General features: G+C 36.8%; 13 protein-coding genes. All 13 read left to right on the plus strand.

The features are described from left to right. Positions 1-8 precede the first annotated feature (8 nt). Positions 9-4,394, plus strand: a complete 4,386-nt coding sequence (locus B9A52_RS13435) for a DUF6531 domain-containing protein (protein ID WP_084120952.1) — start codon at positions 9-11, stop codon at positions 4,392-4,394. Positions 4,395-4,513: 119 nt separating this feature from the next. Beyond that, positions 4,514-4,825: a hypothetical protein gene (locus B9A52_RS13440; protein WP_084120953.1), complete on the plus strand. Its 312-nt coding sequence runs from the start codon at positions 4,514-4,516 to the stop codon at positions 4,823-4,825. A gap of 388 nt (positions 4,826-5,213) precedes the next feature. After that, a complete protein-coding gene (locus tag B9A52_RS13445; RefSeq protein WP_084120954.1) occupies positions 5,214-6,203 on the plus strand; it encodes a tetratricopeptide repeat protein in 990 nt (329 codons plus the stop codon). 976 nt (positions 6,204-7,179) lie between these two features. After that, positions 7,180-7,719, plus strand: a complete 540-nt coding sequence (locus B9A52_RS13455; protein WP_084120956.1) for a hypothetical protein — start codon at positions 7,180-7,182, stop codon at positions 7,717-7,719. A gap of 52 nt (positions 7,720-7,771) precedes the next feature. Beyond that, positions 7,772-8,311 carry a hypothetical protein gene (locus tag B9A52_RS13460; protein WP_084120957.1) on the plus strand — a complete coding sequence of 180 codons (540 nt, stop codon included), beginning with the start codon at positions 7,772-7,774 and terminating at the stop codon, positions 8,309-8,311. Between the two features lie 683 nt (positions 8,312-8,994). After that, positions 8,995-9,702 (plus strand): collagen-like protein, encoded by a 708-nt coding sequence (locus B9A52_RS13465; RefSeq protein WP_084120958.1) that lies wholly within the window; start codon positions 8,995-8,997, stop codon positions 9,700-9,702. A 239-nt stretch (positions 9,703-9,941) separates the two neighbouring features. After that, the gene (locus B9A52_RS13470) at positions 9,942-10,478 is read left to right on the plus strand and encodes a hypothetical protein (RefSeq protein ID WP_084120959.1); all 537 of its coding nucleotides are present in this window, start codon (positions 9,942-9,944) and stop codon (positions 10,476-10,478) included. 59 nt (positions 10,479-10,537) lie between these two features. Further along, complete coding sequence (locus B9A52_RS13475; RefSeq protein WP_172805211.1) at positions 10,538-10,924, plus strand: PEGA domain-containing protein; 387 nt, start codon at positions 10,538-10,540, stop codon at positions 10,922-10,924. 441 nt (positions 10,925-11,365) lie between these two features. Further along, positions 11,366-11,800, plus strand: coding sequence for a GPW/gp25 family protein (locus B9A52_RS13485; RefSeq protein WP_084120962.1), 435 nt, complete (start codon positions 11,366-11,368; stop codon positions 11,798-11,800). A 6-nt stretch (positions 11,801-11,806) separates the two neighbouring features. Continuing rightward, a complete protein-coding gene (locus B9A52_RS13490) occupies positions 11,807-13,672 on the plus strand; it encodes a type VI secretion system baseplate subunit TssF (protein WP_084120963.1) in 1,866 nt (621 codons plus the stop codon). Positions 13,673-13,679: 7 nt separating this feature from the next. Then, positions 13,680-14,669, plus strand: coding sequence for a type VI secretion system baseplate subunit TssG (locus B9A52_RS13495; RefSeq protein ID WP_084120964.1), 990 nt, complete (start codon positions 13,680-13,682; stop codon positions 14,667-14,669). Between the two features lie 25 nt (positions 14,670-14,694). After that, the gene (locus B9A52_RS13500; protein ID WP_084120965.1) at positions 14,695-15,573 is read left to right on the plus strand and encodes a TssN family type VI secretion system protein; all 879 of its coding nucleotides are present in this window, start codon (positions 14,695-14,697) and stop codon (positions 15,571-15,573) included. Between the two features lie 10 nt (positions 15,574-15,583). Next, complete coding sequence (locus tag B9A52_RS13505) at positions 15,584-16,792, plus strand: type VI secretion system baseplate subunit TssK (RefSeq protein WP_084120966.1); 1,209 nt, start codon at positions 15,584-15,586, stop codon at positions 16,790-16,792. Positions 16,793-16,803 lie beyond the last annotated feature (11 nt).

A 16,803-nucleotide genomic window follows, 5' to 3' on the forward strand; every position in this document is an offset into this window, starting at 1 on the left:
TTTTTGTTATGCCTGAGGTAATAAATAGAAATCAAAAAATAGCAATCGCTGCCCAAAGAGCCAAAGAGCAAAGGGAGGGAAATTCCAAAAGAAGTGAAAAGAAGTCAACTGTTGGTCAGGTCATCGATTCGGCAAACACTGCCTTGGGGGCTTATGGAGATGTGATGGGATTCGCAAACAACCTCAGTGAAAAAGCCTTACTCCCAGTCCTGCAGCAATTGAGTTTCATACAAGGCATAGCTTGTCTTCCTGCAAGTTGTCATATGGATCCTGTGACAGGAATAGATGTGCACCTTGTCATGATACCACCCTCACCAACACCTGTTCCCATGCCACATCCTTATCTGGCTATGATAATGGATCCCAAAGATTGGTTGAGCTGTGCGGTCATGACAGTGGCAGCTATGGCAGCCCCAGTTCCAACAGGAAATGAGGATTCAGATGCAGCAGCCAGTCTGGCATTTAACGTGGGTACCATGGCTTTGGGCATGACGGGATTGGATGCATCGGTCAAATTGGGTGGATTTACCCCAAGGACCACCAGTGGGGTCAAAAATAAAACCATACCGCATTTTCCTATGGGGGCAAGTTTTGCTCCCCTACCTGTGAAAAGAAATTCAGGACATGCCCAGTTTGGAAGTCTTTTTTTGAATGCGGATAGCAATCCTTTTACAGGAATGATGCACCTCAACAACGACTGTTGGGATATTGGCTTGATGCAACTGAAGCGGAAACAATATTCCCCTCAACCTGGAAGTTTTTTTATGCCTACGGGTTTTGTTATGGCTATCCCATCTCACAATGTCATTGTCAACCCTGTGCCGACTCCGGTAAATCCTGTTGCTGTAGTTACCAAACTTTTTAATGCAGGATTTGCCAAAGTCCTTCATGGTGCCACCAATAAAATGGTAAAAGGTAAGCGATCAAACGATGCGATCCATAAAGCCATTTGCCATGTTACCGGTCACCCTGTAGATGTGGTCAGCGGCATGTTCTTTACAGATGAAGAGGACTTTTCACTTCCTGGGGTAGTACCTATATCTTGGGAAAGAACCTGGTTTAGTGACAGTGAATATGATGGACCTCTTGGACGGGGATGGCATCATGAATATGATATGGGTTTTAGGATAGATGGAGGGAACATGGCCATTTTGAGATTGAATGATGGTAGATTGGCTCTGTTTGATATTCCCGGTCCTGGTGATTTTTCATTCAACAGAGAAGAAAAACTCTTTTTGCATGCAGATGAAAATAGCACTTATTATATAGTAGACAGTGAGGGATTATATTACCGATTTACCGAAAAGGCTTTTGGAAAAACCAAAAACGAAGAAGAACACCTGCTTCAGAGCATCTCGGATCGGGCAGGTTATGCCATTAGATTTTTATACAACAGACTTGGGAATCTGATCCGCATTATAGACAGCGCAGGTCGGGAACTTCTGGTTTCAAACGACATGCAAGGAAGGATTACAAAGATCCTTGCCCCCCATCCCGAGATAGAAGGGGAATTGTTCTCCATCGCCCAATATACCTACAGTGATGAAGGGGATATGATAGTCCAGACAGATGCACTTGGGCAAAAGATGTTGTTCGAATACCGCAACCACATGATGGTAAAAGAAACATGGAGAGACGGTCAGGAATGGCATTTTGTATATGAAAAACCCATCACAGGGAGCCGTTGTATTGAAACATGGGGAGAGGATGATCTTTATCACCATAAGCTCAAATACTACGAAGGGCTGACCCTAGTGGAGGATAGCCTGGGACATCTCACCAAATACTATCACAAAGATGGACTTCCCTATAAAAAAACTGATGCCAATGGAAATGATTGGCTATTCAGATACAATAAATACCATGAACTGGAATGGGAAACGGATCCCTTGGGCAATCAGCGTGCCACAGCCTATGACAAGTGGGGCAATTTATGCAATACCACAGATCCATGTGGAGGTTTTACCCATGCGGAGTATTTCCATCCTGATTTTAAACAGTTACCTACTGAGGCCATGGACAAATCAGGAGGAATCTGGAACTGGCAATACGACGACCAGGGAAGGGTAACCAAACTGACCAACCCTCTCAAAGCAGTATCTAGGTATAAATATGATGATGGGCTAATGGTGCAGTCTATTGCTGCATCGGGTGCGGAGACAGAATTTCAATATGATAACCATCAAAACCTGACTGGCATTTTGGATGGAAACGGAGCCAATACCTTTTTTCAATTTGACAGATTGGGCAATTGTGTAGGTGTGACCAATCCCAAAGGAGCCAAGCAAAACATAATGTTTGACCTAAAAGGAAGGGCAACCAAAATATATGATTATGATGGCAACATAATTCATTTGGAATATGATGGGCTAGATAATGTGATCCGCTATAAAGACAAACAAAAGGAAGTCAGCTATACCTACAAAGGTCTGTGGAAATTGACAAGCAGAACTGAGTCGGGTGCTACACTCTATTTCAATTATGATACCGAAGAGCGCCTACAAAAACTGGTCAACGAACACGGGCATCCATATAGGTTTACACTCGATCCTGTTGGCAATGTTGCAGAAGAAGTAGGATTTGATGGAATCACAAGGACATTTGAGAGGAATGCGGCGGGATGGGTAACCCGCATCAAGCGTCCAAATAATAAATTCACCCTATTTACCCATGATCCATGCGGAAGGATTACTGAAGTCATCTACAGTGATGGTACGAAGGAAAAATATAACTATCATACCGATGGAAGTCTTTCGCGTGCTATTAACGATGCTGCCCAAGTAGCTTTTGAAAGAGATATTATGGGCAATATCATCAAGGAATCAGTAAATGGAGAATGGGTAGTATCCGAATATGATGCTTTGGGAAACAGGCTTACTATCCAAAGCAGTCTGGGAGCGGCTATCTCCCATCAATACAATGCCCACGGAGACCTGTTGCAAATGGAATCCAAGGGATGGAAAGCACAGCTAAAACATGATAATATGGGAATGGAAGTGGAAAGAAGACTTCCCGGAGGTATTATCAGCCAATGGCAACGGGATCTGATTGGAAGGCCATTACAACAGAAAATTGGTATCCAACAAGGAGAAGTAATCCATCATAATAAGAAAAGGGATTATCTATGGGAGGTAAACGACCGTTTGAAACAAATCAAAGATGATAAAGGCATTACTTATTTTGAACATGATGGCTGGAGTAATCTTGCCAAAACAACTTATCCCGATGGTGAAGTACAGTTGAGGAATCCAGATGCAGTCGGAAATCTGTTCACGACAGTTGATCGCAAGGACAGAAACTATGGCAGGGGTGGTCAGCTTAAAAAAGCCAATGGTTGGGAATATGCTTATGATGGCGAAGGGAATCTGATAGAGAAAAAACATATCAGTGGAGAGCGATGGCAATATGTGTGGAATGATGCCGGAATGTTGGTTCAGGTAATCCGTCCTGATAAAGAGGCTGTTTCTTTTTGTTACGATGCATTGGGAAGAAGATTAAGCAAGCAATTTAAAAATACAATTACTAAATTTGTTTGGGATGGTAATGTTCCACTGCATGAGTGGAAGGAGCACGCCCTTACTGGTCAGAAACTCAGTGAGGTCAGGTTAGGGGAGAATGGGATGATTACTTGGCTTTTTGACACAGACAGTTTTGCGCCTACAGGAAAGATCAAAGGTGAAAAAAACTACAGTATCCTGACAGACCATCTTGGGACTCCACATCAGATGTACCAAGAAGATGGGGGTCTTTTTTGGGAAGGGGAACTGGACAGTTTTGGTAAAATCAGGACAGAAAAAGGAGATTTGGGTTCTTGCCCATTCCGGTATCAAGGGCAGTATGAAGATGTAGAGACGGGGCTGTATTATAATAGATTCAGGTATTATGGAGTAGAAGAGGGGAGATATCTGAGCCATGATCCTTTAGGAATGACAGGGGGTTTAAATTTATATAGTTTTGTGCCTGACACAAATATATTTCTGGATTTATTTGGGCTAGCGAAAACCTATGACAAAAATGCAAAGCGTTGGAGAGATCCTAAAACTGGACGCTTTACTTCAAAACCTACAAGCCCTTCTGATCTTTTATATAATGGTCGTGTAAATTTTCATGATGTGCAACAATGGGCAAGAGAAAACAATTTACCAAATAATTGGCACCCCAGTTCAACATTCCCTAGCGGAGGTTTTAGTTTTAATGATGGTAGTTATAGAATCCATGGACATGGAAGAAATCCAAATGCTGTTCAAAATTTTCCTAATTCCAATGCTGCAAATGGTCCTACAACTTCTCTCAAGAATTCTTCGGGTCAAAATCTTAGAACAAACGGAACCTGGGGCACATTTAATTCAGATCCAAACGGAGCTCATATACCCATGGATAATTCACCTTATTAAGACTATTAAGATATTTATACATCAGGATATAAAAACGGTGAATACTCATTAGAAATAATCTATAAAAAAACTTCAAATTAGCGAAGACTTTTCTATTTGAAAAAAATTCCCAAATATATATGAAGGAAATATTAAAATTAATTGAGTCCATGCCAACTATGATGGATGTTGATCAAGAGCTGAAAATCATAAATATGTTAATGGAATATACTTATCATGAGGTTGTATTAAATGAAAAAGATTTTCTTAAAATATTAGATGCTCTTCAAACTTCCCACATGCAGACGATATTTGAAGTGAATAAAAATAATTATTATTATTTTTTAAGATTTTCAAACTGGTTAGACAGTATCACAAAAGAATTTAAAAGTAAGGACGTAGTCATTTTTATTTTTAATGTCTCAGAAACTATGAAAGCGGTTATGAACTAATTCAAAATCAAGATCCTTTCCTAGATTTGGGCTCCACTAGGTGAAGATTGTATATAGACCTTTCTATCCTTTGAATTTGTAATTCCCGTTTATCAAGTTTCTACCTGAAGCCAAACAGGTTGGAGGCCTTGTTAAGCGATTAAATTTTCCAAAATTTTATAACCTCACCCGGTGGTCACAAACTGGGTGATTTTTTTATTCATAACAACCTTTACGGAAACCAAACAAAGGTTTTGTAAAGCAGGATCCAATACAATCTTTAAGTCTTACCTGAATTTTCGGACAACATCAAATGGGTAACAAATTCTGAAATAGAGGATATATATATAAGCTTTGAAGTTGATAAAAGAAGCTTGAAATGGAAATAATCCTTTAAATCTTAGAAATCATGGCAGCCCTTGTCAGTTATTCGAAACATCAAAACTTGGAATTACTTTTTGAAAAATTCGGAAAATTTGTACCCAATCAGGATTTTCATTGGATACAAATCCAAGCCAAAAACATTGGAATCTTTGAGCATACCCACACCAATTCAACAATTTCCGATAAGGGAGGGTTAAATGCCCCTGAAAATTCAAAAAATGAATTTCAAAATGGGGATTATTATTTCCGGGCTTTTTTGGACGAATTGGATAGCATAAAAGTCTTGCAAAGTATTGGTGCTTTTGAGAATTCTGAGAATTCTGGAAAGTCATTTAGGGAAGCTTTTGAGCAACTGAATCAATCGATAGCAAAGAGGAATGAAAAAGACGCAAAAGAATATGGAAACCGGTGTATTCATATAGCCATTGATAATTCAGTAAGAAACCCATTTTGGGTTGGCCAACTTATAGCAGTCTATACAGTAATTGCCAATGAGCAGATTATTTACAAGAATTTCAAAAAGGCAATATATTACGCTACTAAGGCAGTTGATGCTGCCGAACAATCGGATTTATTGATAGGAGAAAAAGATAATTACCATAAGTTTTTAGCTCAATCCTTAATGCTTAGGGGCATATTATTTTCAACCCAGCAAGTATGGGACAACGCTATTGATGATTTTTCTCAAGCTGCAAAATCCTATTGTTTTGCCAAAGATTTTATCCAAGCAATTGAGGCATATAGAATGTCAGCCCACGGTTTTCAACAATTAGGAGATAACAATGGAATCCTTAGGCAACTCATGCCGGCATTGAACTTGGGTAAGGAATTACCAACTGAAATCATCAGATCCACAACTTTTCCAGGAGTCTTAAAGATGCTCCTTGATTTGGATGACCTACAATGGATTCCAGAAAAAGAAATTGAAGCTCTCGGCTTACTCCATTATGGGGAAGATTGGGTAATGGAAATCAGAAATTGGACGAATCCCGAAACCCTGGTATTTGTGGGCTGAATTTTGAAAAAGTAATCCTAGGCTATGAATAAAGAAATCATAAATAATCTAGACAATCCTTTACATCTTGAAAAAATGTATCGTGACAAAAAAACGGCTTTTAAGAGAGCGTTTAACTTGGTCTATTTGGATATTAAAGAGATACCGATTGCCCAAATCTGGAATCTAAGCATTGGCATTATCATCTTAATATTTTTTTACTAGATGGAGTTTTCTGAAAAACCTATTCCATTTAGAATGGGATAAAATAGAATTATTTATTGACTTTCTGCCTCCCGCCTCCAATAGAAATGACTTCCTTAAGGTTATTTAGATTATACCTATCAATAAAATATTAGTATTAAATCCACTTGTGTTTGAATTGCTATTGAATTCAGGAATGGCTTACTAGAGCAAGTTATAAGTAGTATTCGTGTCATTGCCATTAAAACCGCACCTGGTATTAGCGCCAAATTACCGGATATTGAATTCAATGATTACGAGGAGGTGGCAAATTACTACGGCCTCAAGGATTAAGATCTTAAAACTTTTGGTTGCCCCATTTAGTGTAGATTGTTTCTACACCTTTTTTATTTTTTTAGCAGCCAAATATCAGTCAATGAAGACGCACTTTTTGAATTTGAATAAATCTTTTTGAGGATGTAGTCAGAATAAAATTTTCCTTGGATGTATGCAATGATGCCAGTTAATTGGCAATTCAATATAATTCTTGTTTGGAGAATGCATTTTCCTGTACATCGGTCTTCGGTCTCCCGTCTTGTCTGAAGTAGAATATTGGGTTAATGGCAAAGAAGCGGAGATCCAATGATTTTTTTATAAATCCTTATCATAATATAGGTAACAAATTGATTATATGTTTGATATAGATTCAAATGAATGGAAGGAGAATGTCTGTCCAGTAGTTAAAATGACAAGGGATTTTGATTCTATTTCAAACCAGTAATTGAGTACAATCATTTATTAGACTTTTAAAATTATGAAAATTACAATATTAATTTTCACAACTGCCATCCTATTGGCTTATGGGAACAGATCCTCTGATGACTTAAGGTTCGTTTCAGCCTTTGCTAATCAACTTAGTTCATTGGATTTAAGAATTTCAGGAGTTCCAAGGATCGGAACGTATATAGAGATTAACCCATGTCAGGTGGAAGATTCTCGTTTTCAGGAAAGTGGCACTTTAGATCCAAGATTAATAGGAAATTGGACTCAAAGCCAAAGATATAATTCTGGAGATTATTCACATGTCACTTCAGGTACGATCGGATTTTCCAAAGAGGGAAAATTATATGTCTATGAAATTACTTCTCGTGCAAGTATTCCTGGTTTTTACATAAGCGAGGACTCCGACACTAAGGTGATTGCCATGGTTGAAATGTTTACTAAAGACAATGAAATATATGTAATTCATCCGGAAACCGGAAAATCAATGTTTTTTGTAAAGTATCAAATCAACGGGAGTTACCTGCATACGGTCACTGAAGATGGAGCCAAAGAAATGTGGGTGAGACTATAAATTATTTTAATTAAATATTTTCCATCGGATTTACAATTTAAATAACATTATTATGAAAAAGCCATTAATAGTTTTAAGCCTTGCCATGTTGCCTTGGATAGGCATCGTGGCGGGAATTCTTCAGATCAATGGACTGAAGATTAATAAAGAACCCTCCAATCAAGAAAACCTAACAGCAGCATTTTATTTCGCAGGAAAATTAGATAATAACTTGGTTAATAGTATAGAAGATCTTAATCGACAGGATAGAAACTATGTAGACCCAAGGTTGGTAGGGTTTTGGACCAAAAAAAAATATTACAATTCCAATGGGTTTTCTTACGTCTATATTCAAAAAATCTCATTGGATTCTGATGGTACCCTTATCTTATACGAACCAGTATCATATTCAAGTGTGGGTCAAACCCATATTGGCCCATCATCCGATCTTAAGATAGAAACTGTTTTAAAAATCCATACAAGAGGAAACCGGTTATACACTATGTATGGTGAACCTCCTATAGAAATCTTTGTCTTTGAATTTTCTTTCAATAATAGGTATTTGCATATAGTTGGAGCAGATGGTGTAAGAGATATTTTGGAGAGGAATTAATCATTTTTTTTTAGGTTTTCACTTTACCTTAATGGTAATAGGGTAAATCAACAAATTGAATTAAAGTATTAAAAATCAGTGTGGTAAATAAAAAAAGCAAAACTCAACTGGTCCCTTTTTAGAATGGTTATTAGTCACAGAAACAGTAAGGTCAGCTGCATTTAAATACGATTATGGACCGTTAATCTTTTTTTGGGTATACACTTTAAAAAGAAATATTTGATATCCATTAGGAGGAAATATTTTTCTGACTTTAATTTTTGAGGAATTCATTTATCAATGAGTTAATAAAACCAAACGACATGAAAAAATATTTTTTTCTGATGGCATTCCTGAAGCAGATTGTCTCCTTTGAGAAATTCTAAAAACAGAAATCATCTTAACTTTTTGTGAGACTTAAATTGCCTTAGACAATATTTCACCCGAATGGGCCATTCTTAACTTCAAGGAATGTTAGAAAATCTCAAGTCGAATCAAACCATTATTTTGGCTTACAACATCAGTGTCTAAGATTGGTCGGTGAATCCCATTTTTATGATTATTAGGAAAACTGCAAATTCCTTCTCAAAAAGCCAAAAAATCACGGTAAGCAGATAACTCTTAAAAAACAGGTAACAATTTTTTTATGACCCGGATATAGGATCAAATCTAAAATCTTACTTAAATCAAAAAATTTTAAAACAATGAAAAAGAAACATTCAATTTTAGGAAAATTTTTGCCTCAATTTTGGGCAGTTTTATTTGTAATGATGGTTACCTCATGTGAGTTGTTAAAAGGTGACGAAGGTCCAATTGGTCCTAAAGGTGATCCGGGAGTTGAAGGAGCAATTGGTCCAGAAGGACCTCAAGGAATTCCAGGCAATGATGGCAAAGATGGAGTTGATGGAGTTGATGGAAAACCAGGGGACAGAGGACCCGCAGGACCTATTGGCCCCGCTGGTCCACAAGGCCCCCAAGGTCCTCAAGGCCCTCAAGGTCCTCAAGGAGTTCCTGGAAATGCAAATGTTATGGCATACACATTAACAGGGTTTAATTTCATCTGGCCTTTAGTACCATTCCCTAATGAATCCGCCAATAGAGAGGTTATTAGAACTATAACTATGACTCAAGCAGTTTTCAATAGGACAACTTTTTTGGTATATGCCTCGGTAGGTTCTACTTGGTCTCATCTTCCAGGTTGGGGACCCTCTGGCACAGCGTATCGCGTGAATAACAGGTTTTTTTCAAATAGAGCGGAAATAAACATTAGGAGAATGTCAGGGCTTGGGGATAATTTTAACAATATAAAGATTATCACAATTGAAACAACACCAGGTGCCCGAGTCCAACTGCCTGATATCGATTATAATAATTATGAAGAGGTTGTCAGACATTTTGGGTTATCAAATTAATTATGTCAGGTATTTTATTTTTCAGTTAAAATTTTAATAAAACCGCCACAGATTTTTTGGCGGTTTTTTTATTGACCAGATTTTAGAGTAAAATTTTAAAAAAACATGAACTTCTCAGGTAACAATTACTGATTTCTCCTGATATAAAGTCAAATAATATTTTACTAATAAGCTATAAATCTTAATCAATTGGTGAAATCAATGCAAAAAATATCCTGAACTCTTAACCTTTTAAAACAATGAAAAATCACTTGCTTACCTTAATTGCAGCCTTTTTTATGGCTAATGTAAATGTGGTTCTGGGACAAGGAAATACAACCTTCATGAAAATTTCCCTTCCCGCCAATTACATGTGGATGGATACTGATCTTCGATCAAATCCCCCAAAAGTACATATGGAATTCATATCTGAACGAAATATACTTCCACAAACAGGATCATTGGATCCAAATGTCATTGGTGTTTGGGAGAATGTAGAATATTATAGTTCGGGAGAATTTAGGAATACTACTGTCAATTGTTTCGCTATTACTAAGGATGGGAAATTTAAAAATTATGACACTGTTTCTTACTCTACTACTGATAATGTTTCCATCTATAATAGAAACAATCCAAGTCTTTTGAATATTTTCTTAATAAGCACCAAAAATAAATTCATTTATTTAAAAGATCCCGAATCTGGAGAAGAAATGATGCTCGGAAGATACGTAGCGGGTCCAGACTATTTGCAAATTGAATTAGAGAATGGTAACAAAACTCTTTGGAGGAGAAGATGATTTCCCGTCATTTTCAGGAGTTAAATCATATTGAATATTCTAAACAAACATATAAGGCCATGAAAATTATAGAAAAGCTAATCGTGATCGCAGTGCTTTTTTTAAGCACTAGTTGTGCAACCCTATTTACAGGAAGCAAACAATCTGTACAGATAAATTCAAATGTCCAAGGTGCCAGGATTCAGGTGAACGGGGTTGATAAAGGCGTAACTCCTGCCACTATCAAACTAAAAAAAGGTAAAGATGGGCAGGTGATATCTTTAGCCAACTATGGCTATGAAACCAAAATACTTCAGCCTGAAACAGGTATGAATCTAATTTCCATCATCAACCTATTCAATATTTTTGGTTGGGGCATAGATGCGGTTTCAGGTGCACTTTGGAAATATGACCAAAAACAATATATGATTGAAATGGAACCTAGGGATTTGGTGGAAAACAGGTAAGTGTTCTTTTGGAAGATTGAGGAGAAATGATCTTAGGGAGGAAATCTTGAATTCCTGAACAGACCCTGAACAACAAAACGTAAAAGGTAACAATTTACATATTCATAAATGTCTTGGTTTCTAAATTTGGAAGGTATTGTTTTCTCAGGGTAATTTTTTTTATTGAAGCTTAAATAGGGGCCGCCACTTTTTTGGCGGTTTTTCTTTTGTTTCAACTAATTCATTTCAAATTCCAAATCTTGGTATTTCCGCTCAAACTTGGCTTTCTGAATTTTGGGTCAAAGATTATGTGGAGAATACTTTTCCATGTATCAGAATAGTCAGGTCTGAACGGATCTTTGGTAAACCTCCTTGGGATTGGGTAAAATCACTCAAAAATCTCTTTTGGACTAGGTAACAATTTAGGGTGACTTTGGATATATCGATACAATATCTTTTAAGATGAAAGCACAGTATTATACCCTTCCACTAAGATTAGGTGATTTGATTACAAAAAATGACCATCGTGTTTGCAATCTAAAGCAATCAGTCGCACAACATATTCATTTGATCATAACCACTTCCTATGGGGAAATGCCAACAGATGAGGATTTTGGTTGTGGAATTTGGGAACATGATTTTGATAATCTGACCAGTAGCCATAAAATCAAGGAATTGATCAGGGACTCATTACTTCAATCGGTAGAAAGATATGAACCAAGAATTCAGCAAGTTAAAATCGACCTTAAGATCAGTCAGGATGAAATAATTGGTAATGGTTGTCGGGTAAAAAAGAAAGTTACCATTAAAATTTCTGGATTATTGGCAGCAACCAACGAAAGATTTGTCTATGAGGACAGTTTTTTTATGGGGCCTTATGATTACCAAAATTTATAAAAAGTCATGCAGGAAACCAGACAACATATCAAATCGAGAATGCTGAAAGATGCAGCAAGATTATGGGGATATACTGAAACCCAGATGGAAAACAGTTTTGATCCTTTGGTGTCTCTGTTATTTGAAGGATGCTCCGCAGAATTGGAGAAACTTTCTTCGGACATATATGCATCTAGGGCCAGGGTAATGGAACGGTTAGTTCAGGTGCTTTGCCCTGAAACGCTAACAGGTTCACTACCGGCACATGGGCTTATGTCGGCAGAACCCTTGGAAGAAGTCAGTTATGTAGATGATTCTATGCAATTTTTTACCCAGATAAAGGAAAATAAGGGGATCGAATCCAAATCTCGTCAAACATTGGATGTCTTTTTTTCACCTATAGGCAGATTTCAAATTAAAAAGTCTGAAATCAAATTTATGGTTGCAGGGAATAAAATCTATAAAACCAAAGGCTCCCATAAAGAGGTGCTTGGTCAATCAAAAAACTCTTTTGGTGCAGCTGTATGGATTGGTATTTCAGGTACATCAATCGATCTAGATGGATTGATGGTATATTTTGATACTGTTTTATCGGGTGACAAAAGCATGTTTTCACATTATCTGAATAAATCCCGTTGGTTTTACAATGAAAATGTATTGGAAAATACTGTTGGATTAGCAATTTCTGAAAACAGAAATTTAGAATCAATATTAAAATTCCGTCAAACCAAAAGCTCAAATGTTTTGCAGCAGGTTGTAAATAACGTGGAATTATATTATGGGCCTAATTTTATTACCATACATGACAAGGATGGCATAACTCAAGTTGCTACAAATGCACATATCGAGGAAAAAATACTTCAAGGATTTGATGCCAAAATAGCCGAATCGGTTATTGAATCAGATATAAGGTGGGTAAGGATTCAGTTTCCGGAGCCATTTGCAGGTTTTGATTTTGATAACCTGATCTGCAGGACGAACTGTTTTCCGGTAATTAATAGACAGATTCATCAAATTACTTATTCGGTCAGAGATTTAGTGAATATTATACCCCTTCCCAGTGAGGATAACTTTCTCGATTTGGAAAAGATCCAGTTGAAAGAGGGAGATAATGATTCGCAAAATTTGCTAAACACCGGAGATAATCAGCTCCCAATTGTTTTGCAAAGAAACGGATCCATTGGAAGATTTGATGAAAGGGATGCCAAAGGGCTATTGGATAATTTGATCGACGTTCTAAGGCAGGAAAGTGCCTCATTTGCGAAGTTTAATAATGATTTTATTTATGCAGAAGTAAAAAAGCTTCAACAGATATTCAATAAAATAGAGCATGTATTGAATGAAAAACAGACTCCCAAATTCTCTTCCCCATTTTTGTTGGTAAACCAACATGAGTCCTATCAGGAAAAGAATATTTGGATAACCTATAGTAGTACACTTGGACCTAAAGCAAATCATATCAGACCAGGAACCATCCTTCATGCCTACAACAGTCAATCATTTGTTTGTCAGAATAATGAGCTTGTCACAAGTTGTATCGGAGGAAGGGAAAAGTTAAATGTAAATCAATCGATTTTGGCTTTTAGAAGTGCATTGCTTTCCCAAAATCGAATCCATTCACTGGAAGATATTAAGGCGTTTATAATGGGGCAGTTGGGAGATGTGGTGGAACAGGTTGATATCAATAGAACAATAAGGGTGAATCCTGATCCAAAAATTGCTTTTGAAAAGATAATAGAAGTAAATGTTGGTTTGAGGGATGGAGCTTTCGAAGGAGTTACAAGCGACCGATTCATTGATTATTGGGAAAAAAACCTTGCCAATCAATTGGATAAAAACTCTTTGACCTGGTTCCCAATTAAGGTTTCTTTAAACAAGACTAGAATTAAATGAAATATAAATGGAAACTACCGAAAAATTGTATCAACTGATCAAAGTATTAAAAAGCTCATCGTTGGATGTTAAAGCTGAAGCGTATTTGGCAATTGCAGGAGTTGATGGGATTAATCAGGATCAATTTATAGCTCTAAATTCCGGGCCATTTAAAAGGACGTTCCAAAAAGACGTTCAGGATGTTTCCATTGAGGAGGATGGGGCGCATCAAGAATTTATCGCTATTAAACTCAACAGAGAGGGGATTTATGATTTGCTTCCAGAGGGGATTTTCCACCATTCCAATGAAACAAAAAAAAGAGATGTTGGGAGTCATGGAATGGCATTGGAGGTAAGAAGAAACAAAATGATTGAAGGAGAATGTAGGAAGTTTTTTGCGCCTTTGGAAAATGCCCTTTTTGTTCAAAAACTGAATTTGGAATCTGAGGAATATTCAATGATTCAGGGCTTGGACTTTGGAGAAATGGATTTTGATCTTATGGGGTTTTATGGTCTTCCATTGGATTTGCCAAAAGCTTTTATTCCGGGATTCTTGAGAATAATGCCATACAAACAATTGGTCTCCAGTGATTTTCAAGTGGCTGAAAAAGTCCTTTCATTGATGATAAGCCATCCTGTGGAATTCAAATTAATTCATAAAACCGAAAATCAATGTGTATTCTCAGATCAGGATCAAAATCATGAAAATTTTGGGTTATTGGGAACAGGGTCGGTTTTGGGAGATTATTTCCCTTCCTATGATCCAAAGATCAAGACATTCATTGGACCTATACATGAACATGAGCTGCCAGAGTACCTAGAAGGTGGTCAAAAAAAAAATGTATTGGATAGGTTTTATAGAATTTTTCTGCCTTTGGATATGGATATCGTAACCGAGATTTCTGTAAGGGAAGATAGTCTGAATATGGATTTGAAAAATATGGCAGGGCCATATTTGGGATATTCCAGTGCTTTAGAAAGTACAGAAATACTGGATTTGGTAAGTGAAATAGTTTAACTCAAATGTTTAAAATAAATATGACATGGAAAAGATGATAGAAGATGAGGTGACGAAAACCTTATTGATTTTAGGTATGGGTGTGGTGGGTACATTTTTGATTTTTTTGAAGTTAATTGGAAAGATTTATGGAGGATTCAAACCATTCATGAAAGCTACTTTGATTTATTTATTGTTAGGTTTTATGTTATGTTCATTGATAGCTGTTTTGGCAATATGGACTCATCTAAAGGATCAGCAGCTATTTTTGATAATCTTTCAAATATATTTTTTGGTTTTGGGAATAGCGCATGTCAATTGGATAGATACATATTTAAAATGGGCGGGGAAGGAAAAATCCATTCTGTTGGAATTCCTTTTTTCAGTTCTGCTGGCCATATCGGGAAGTATTGGATTTGTATTAGTCCATAGAATATTTGGGGGAAATGGATTGGAAATCCAAATGGCAGGAAGTATCATTTGGTTTATAGTGCCCTGGTTTGTCAAAAGAAGTTTTTACAATGCCATGGAAATACCTGAGAGGATATTCAAACTTTGGCATTATCGGGTTAGTGAGGATATTGAAGAACCTGATGAAAGTAAATTGAAAAACTTGTTGTTGGTCAGTTTCCTGATTCAAAAAAAGATGGGTGACAAATTGCAAACCCATTTTAGAGCGAAAGCCCCATTGGACATGGATTTTGGACAACTGTTTTATTATTTCATCAATGACTACAATGAAAGGCATCCTCATGAGAAGATTGAATTTTTGGACGATAGCGGTGAACCATTTGGATGGATTTTTTATAAAAAACCTGAAGTCTATAGTATTCAAAGGAATTATTTGGATGCTGAAAAAACCATTTTCAACAATTCAGTTAAAGAGAACAACGTCATTATCTGCAAAAGAATAGTAGAGTCTTAAACATATTATCATGGAAAATTCCCGGAAATATCTGCCTGTCAACTGGGTTGATGGAATGAAATTGAATAAAAATCATTTTGTGAAGGAACATCTTGCCCACACTGCTTCACTGGTTAAATCGGTAGGATCTATGCTTCATCCCTATAATTATGGGTTATTGCCTTATTGGGGCAAGACCCAGGATTTTAAAGTGTCTATTTCAACGGATAATCAAAATGAAGCTAGAGTTAGAATTTCTTCTTTTAATGCCATTACAAGAGGAGGATATCTGATTGATTTGGATTATGAAACAATCGAAGGAGGTTACCTTTCAATAACCCTTCCAAAAGTTGACAGGGTGCTTGCATCAAACAGTAAGGAGGATTCAAGTTATTTACTGGTTCTTCGGGTCAATCCTTTTGAAAGAACGCAATGTGGAAGTGCGGATATGGAAGAATTACCACCAAGATTACCTTCAAGCTTACCCACTTATTCTCTTCATTTGATGGCTCATGAAGATTGGAAGCAATGGGTTATAGGGGATGCGGACCTACCTATAGGAAGACTTCACCATCATGATGGCAGATTCTCAGTTGATGAACAATTCATTCCTCCCTGTACTGCTGTTTATAGTCATTCTGTTTTATTGGAATTGCATGCAGACATGGAAAGGTTGCTGGGAAAATTGGAGATTGCGTCCATTCAGATTATCAGGAAAATCATATTTAAAAAACAGCAGAATGATATGGCTTTGATTGTCCAAAAGGTTTGTGAACAAGTATATCAATTCACTGCCATTCATGCCGGTTCTTTTGGGATTTCGAAATTGTTTCAACCACCTGTTATTTTGATTGAGTGTTTTATAGCTCTTTCAAGAGTAATAAAAAACACCTTGGATATTTATGAGGGTCTGGGGAAAGAAGAACTTTTGAACTATTGGAATGAATCATGTGACATTAAAAAAGGAGAGCTTGAGGTTCAATTATCAACTATTGCCAATTTGAAGTATAACCATCAGGATATTTCAAGTAGTGTGGAAAAAATCAATTTTTTTTCCAAGTATATGGACAAGTTGTTTACCAGTATGTCGAAACTTGAATACATAGGGAAAAGGAAAGATGCAGGAATATTTGTCAAGGAGCACCAAGATGCTAAAGATAATTCTTCTTCAACTAGGGATTTTCAGACCGTTGAAGAACCTCCTGTGCCAAGCAAAAGAAAGAGTTTTTTTGTTGAATAACCAAAATCATA

The sequence above is a fragment of the Aquiflexum balticum DSM 16537 genome (assembly GCF_900176595.1).
Classification (GTDB): Bacteria; Bacteroidota; Bacteroidia; order Cytophagales; family Cyclobacteriaceae; genus Aquiflexum; species Aquiflexum balticum.

Coding starts and splice junctions, on each gene's coding strand:
- B9A52_RS13490 (WP_084120963.1), top strand. CDS start 11,807: ATGCAGGAAACCAGACAACATATCAAATCGAGAATGCTGAAAGATGCA.
- B9A52_RS13435 (WP_084120952.1), top strand. CDS start 9: ATGCCTGAGGTAATAAATAGAAATCAAAAAATAGCAATCGCTGCCCAA.
- B9A52_RS13445 (WP_084120954.1), top strand. CDS start 5,214: ATGGCAGCCCTTGTCAGTTATTCGAAACATCAAAACTTGGAATTACTT.
- B9A52_RS13465 (WP_084120958.1), top strand. CDS start 8,995: ATGAAAAAGAAACATTCAATTTTAGGAAAATTTTTGCCTCAATTTTGG.
- B9A52_RS13455 (WP_084120956.1), top strand. CDS start 7,180: ATGAAAATTACAATATTAATTTTCACAACTGCCATCCTATTGGCTTAT.
- B9A52_RS13485 (WP_084120962.1), top strand. CDS start 11,366: ATGAAAGCACAGTATTATACCCTTCCACTAAGATTAGGTGATTTGATT.
- B9A52_RS13460 (WP_084120957.1), top strand. CDS start 7,772: ATGAAAAAGCCATTAATAGTTTTAAGCCTTGCCATGTTGCCTTGGATA.
- B9A52_RS13500 (WP_084120965.1), top strand. CDS start 14,695: ATGGAAAAGATGATAGAAGATGAGGTGACGAAAACCTTATTGATTTTA.
- B9A52_RS13470 (WP_084120959.1), top strand. CDS start 9,942: ATGAAAAATCACTTGCTTACCTTAATTGCAGCCTTTTTTATGGCTAAT.
- B9A52_RS13475 (WP_172805211.1), top strand. CDS start 10,538: ATGAAAATTATAGAAAAGCTAATCGTGATCGCAGTGCTTTTTTTAAGC.
- B9A52_RS13505 (WP_084120966.1), top strand. CDS start 15,584: ATGGAAAATTCCCGGAAATATCTGCCTGTCAACTGGGTTGATGGAATG.
- B9A52_RS13440 (WP_084120953.1), top strand. CDS start 4,514: ATGAAGGAAATATTAAAATTAATTGAGTCCATGCCAACTATGATGGAT.
- B9A52_RS13495 (WP_084120964.1), top strand. CDS start 13,680: ATGGAAACTACCGAAAAATTGTATCAACTGATCAAAGTATTAAAAAGC.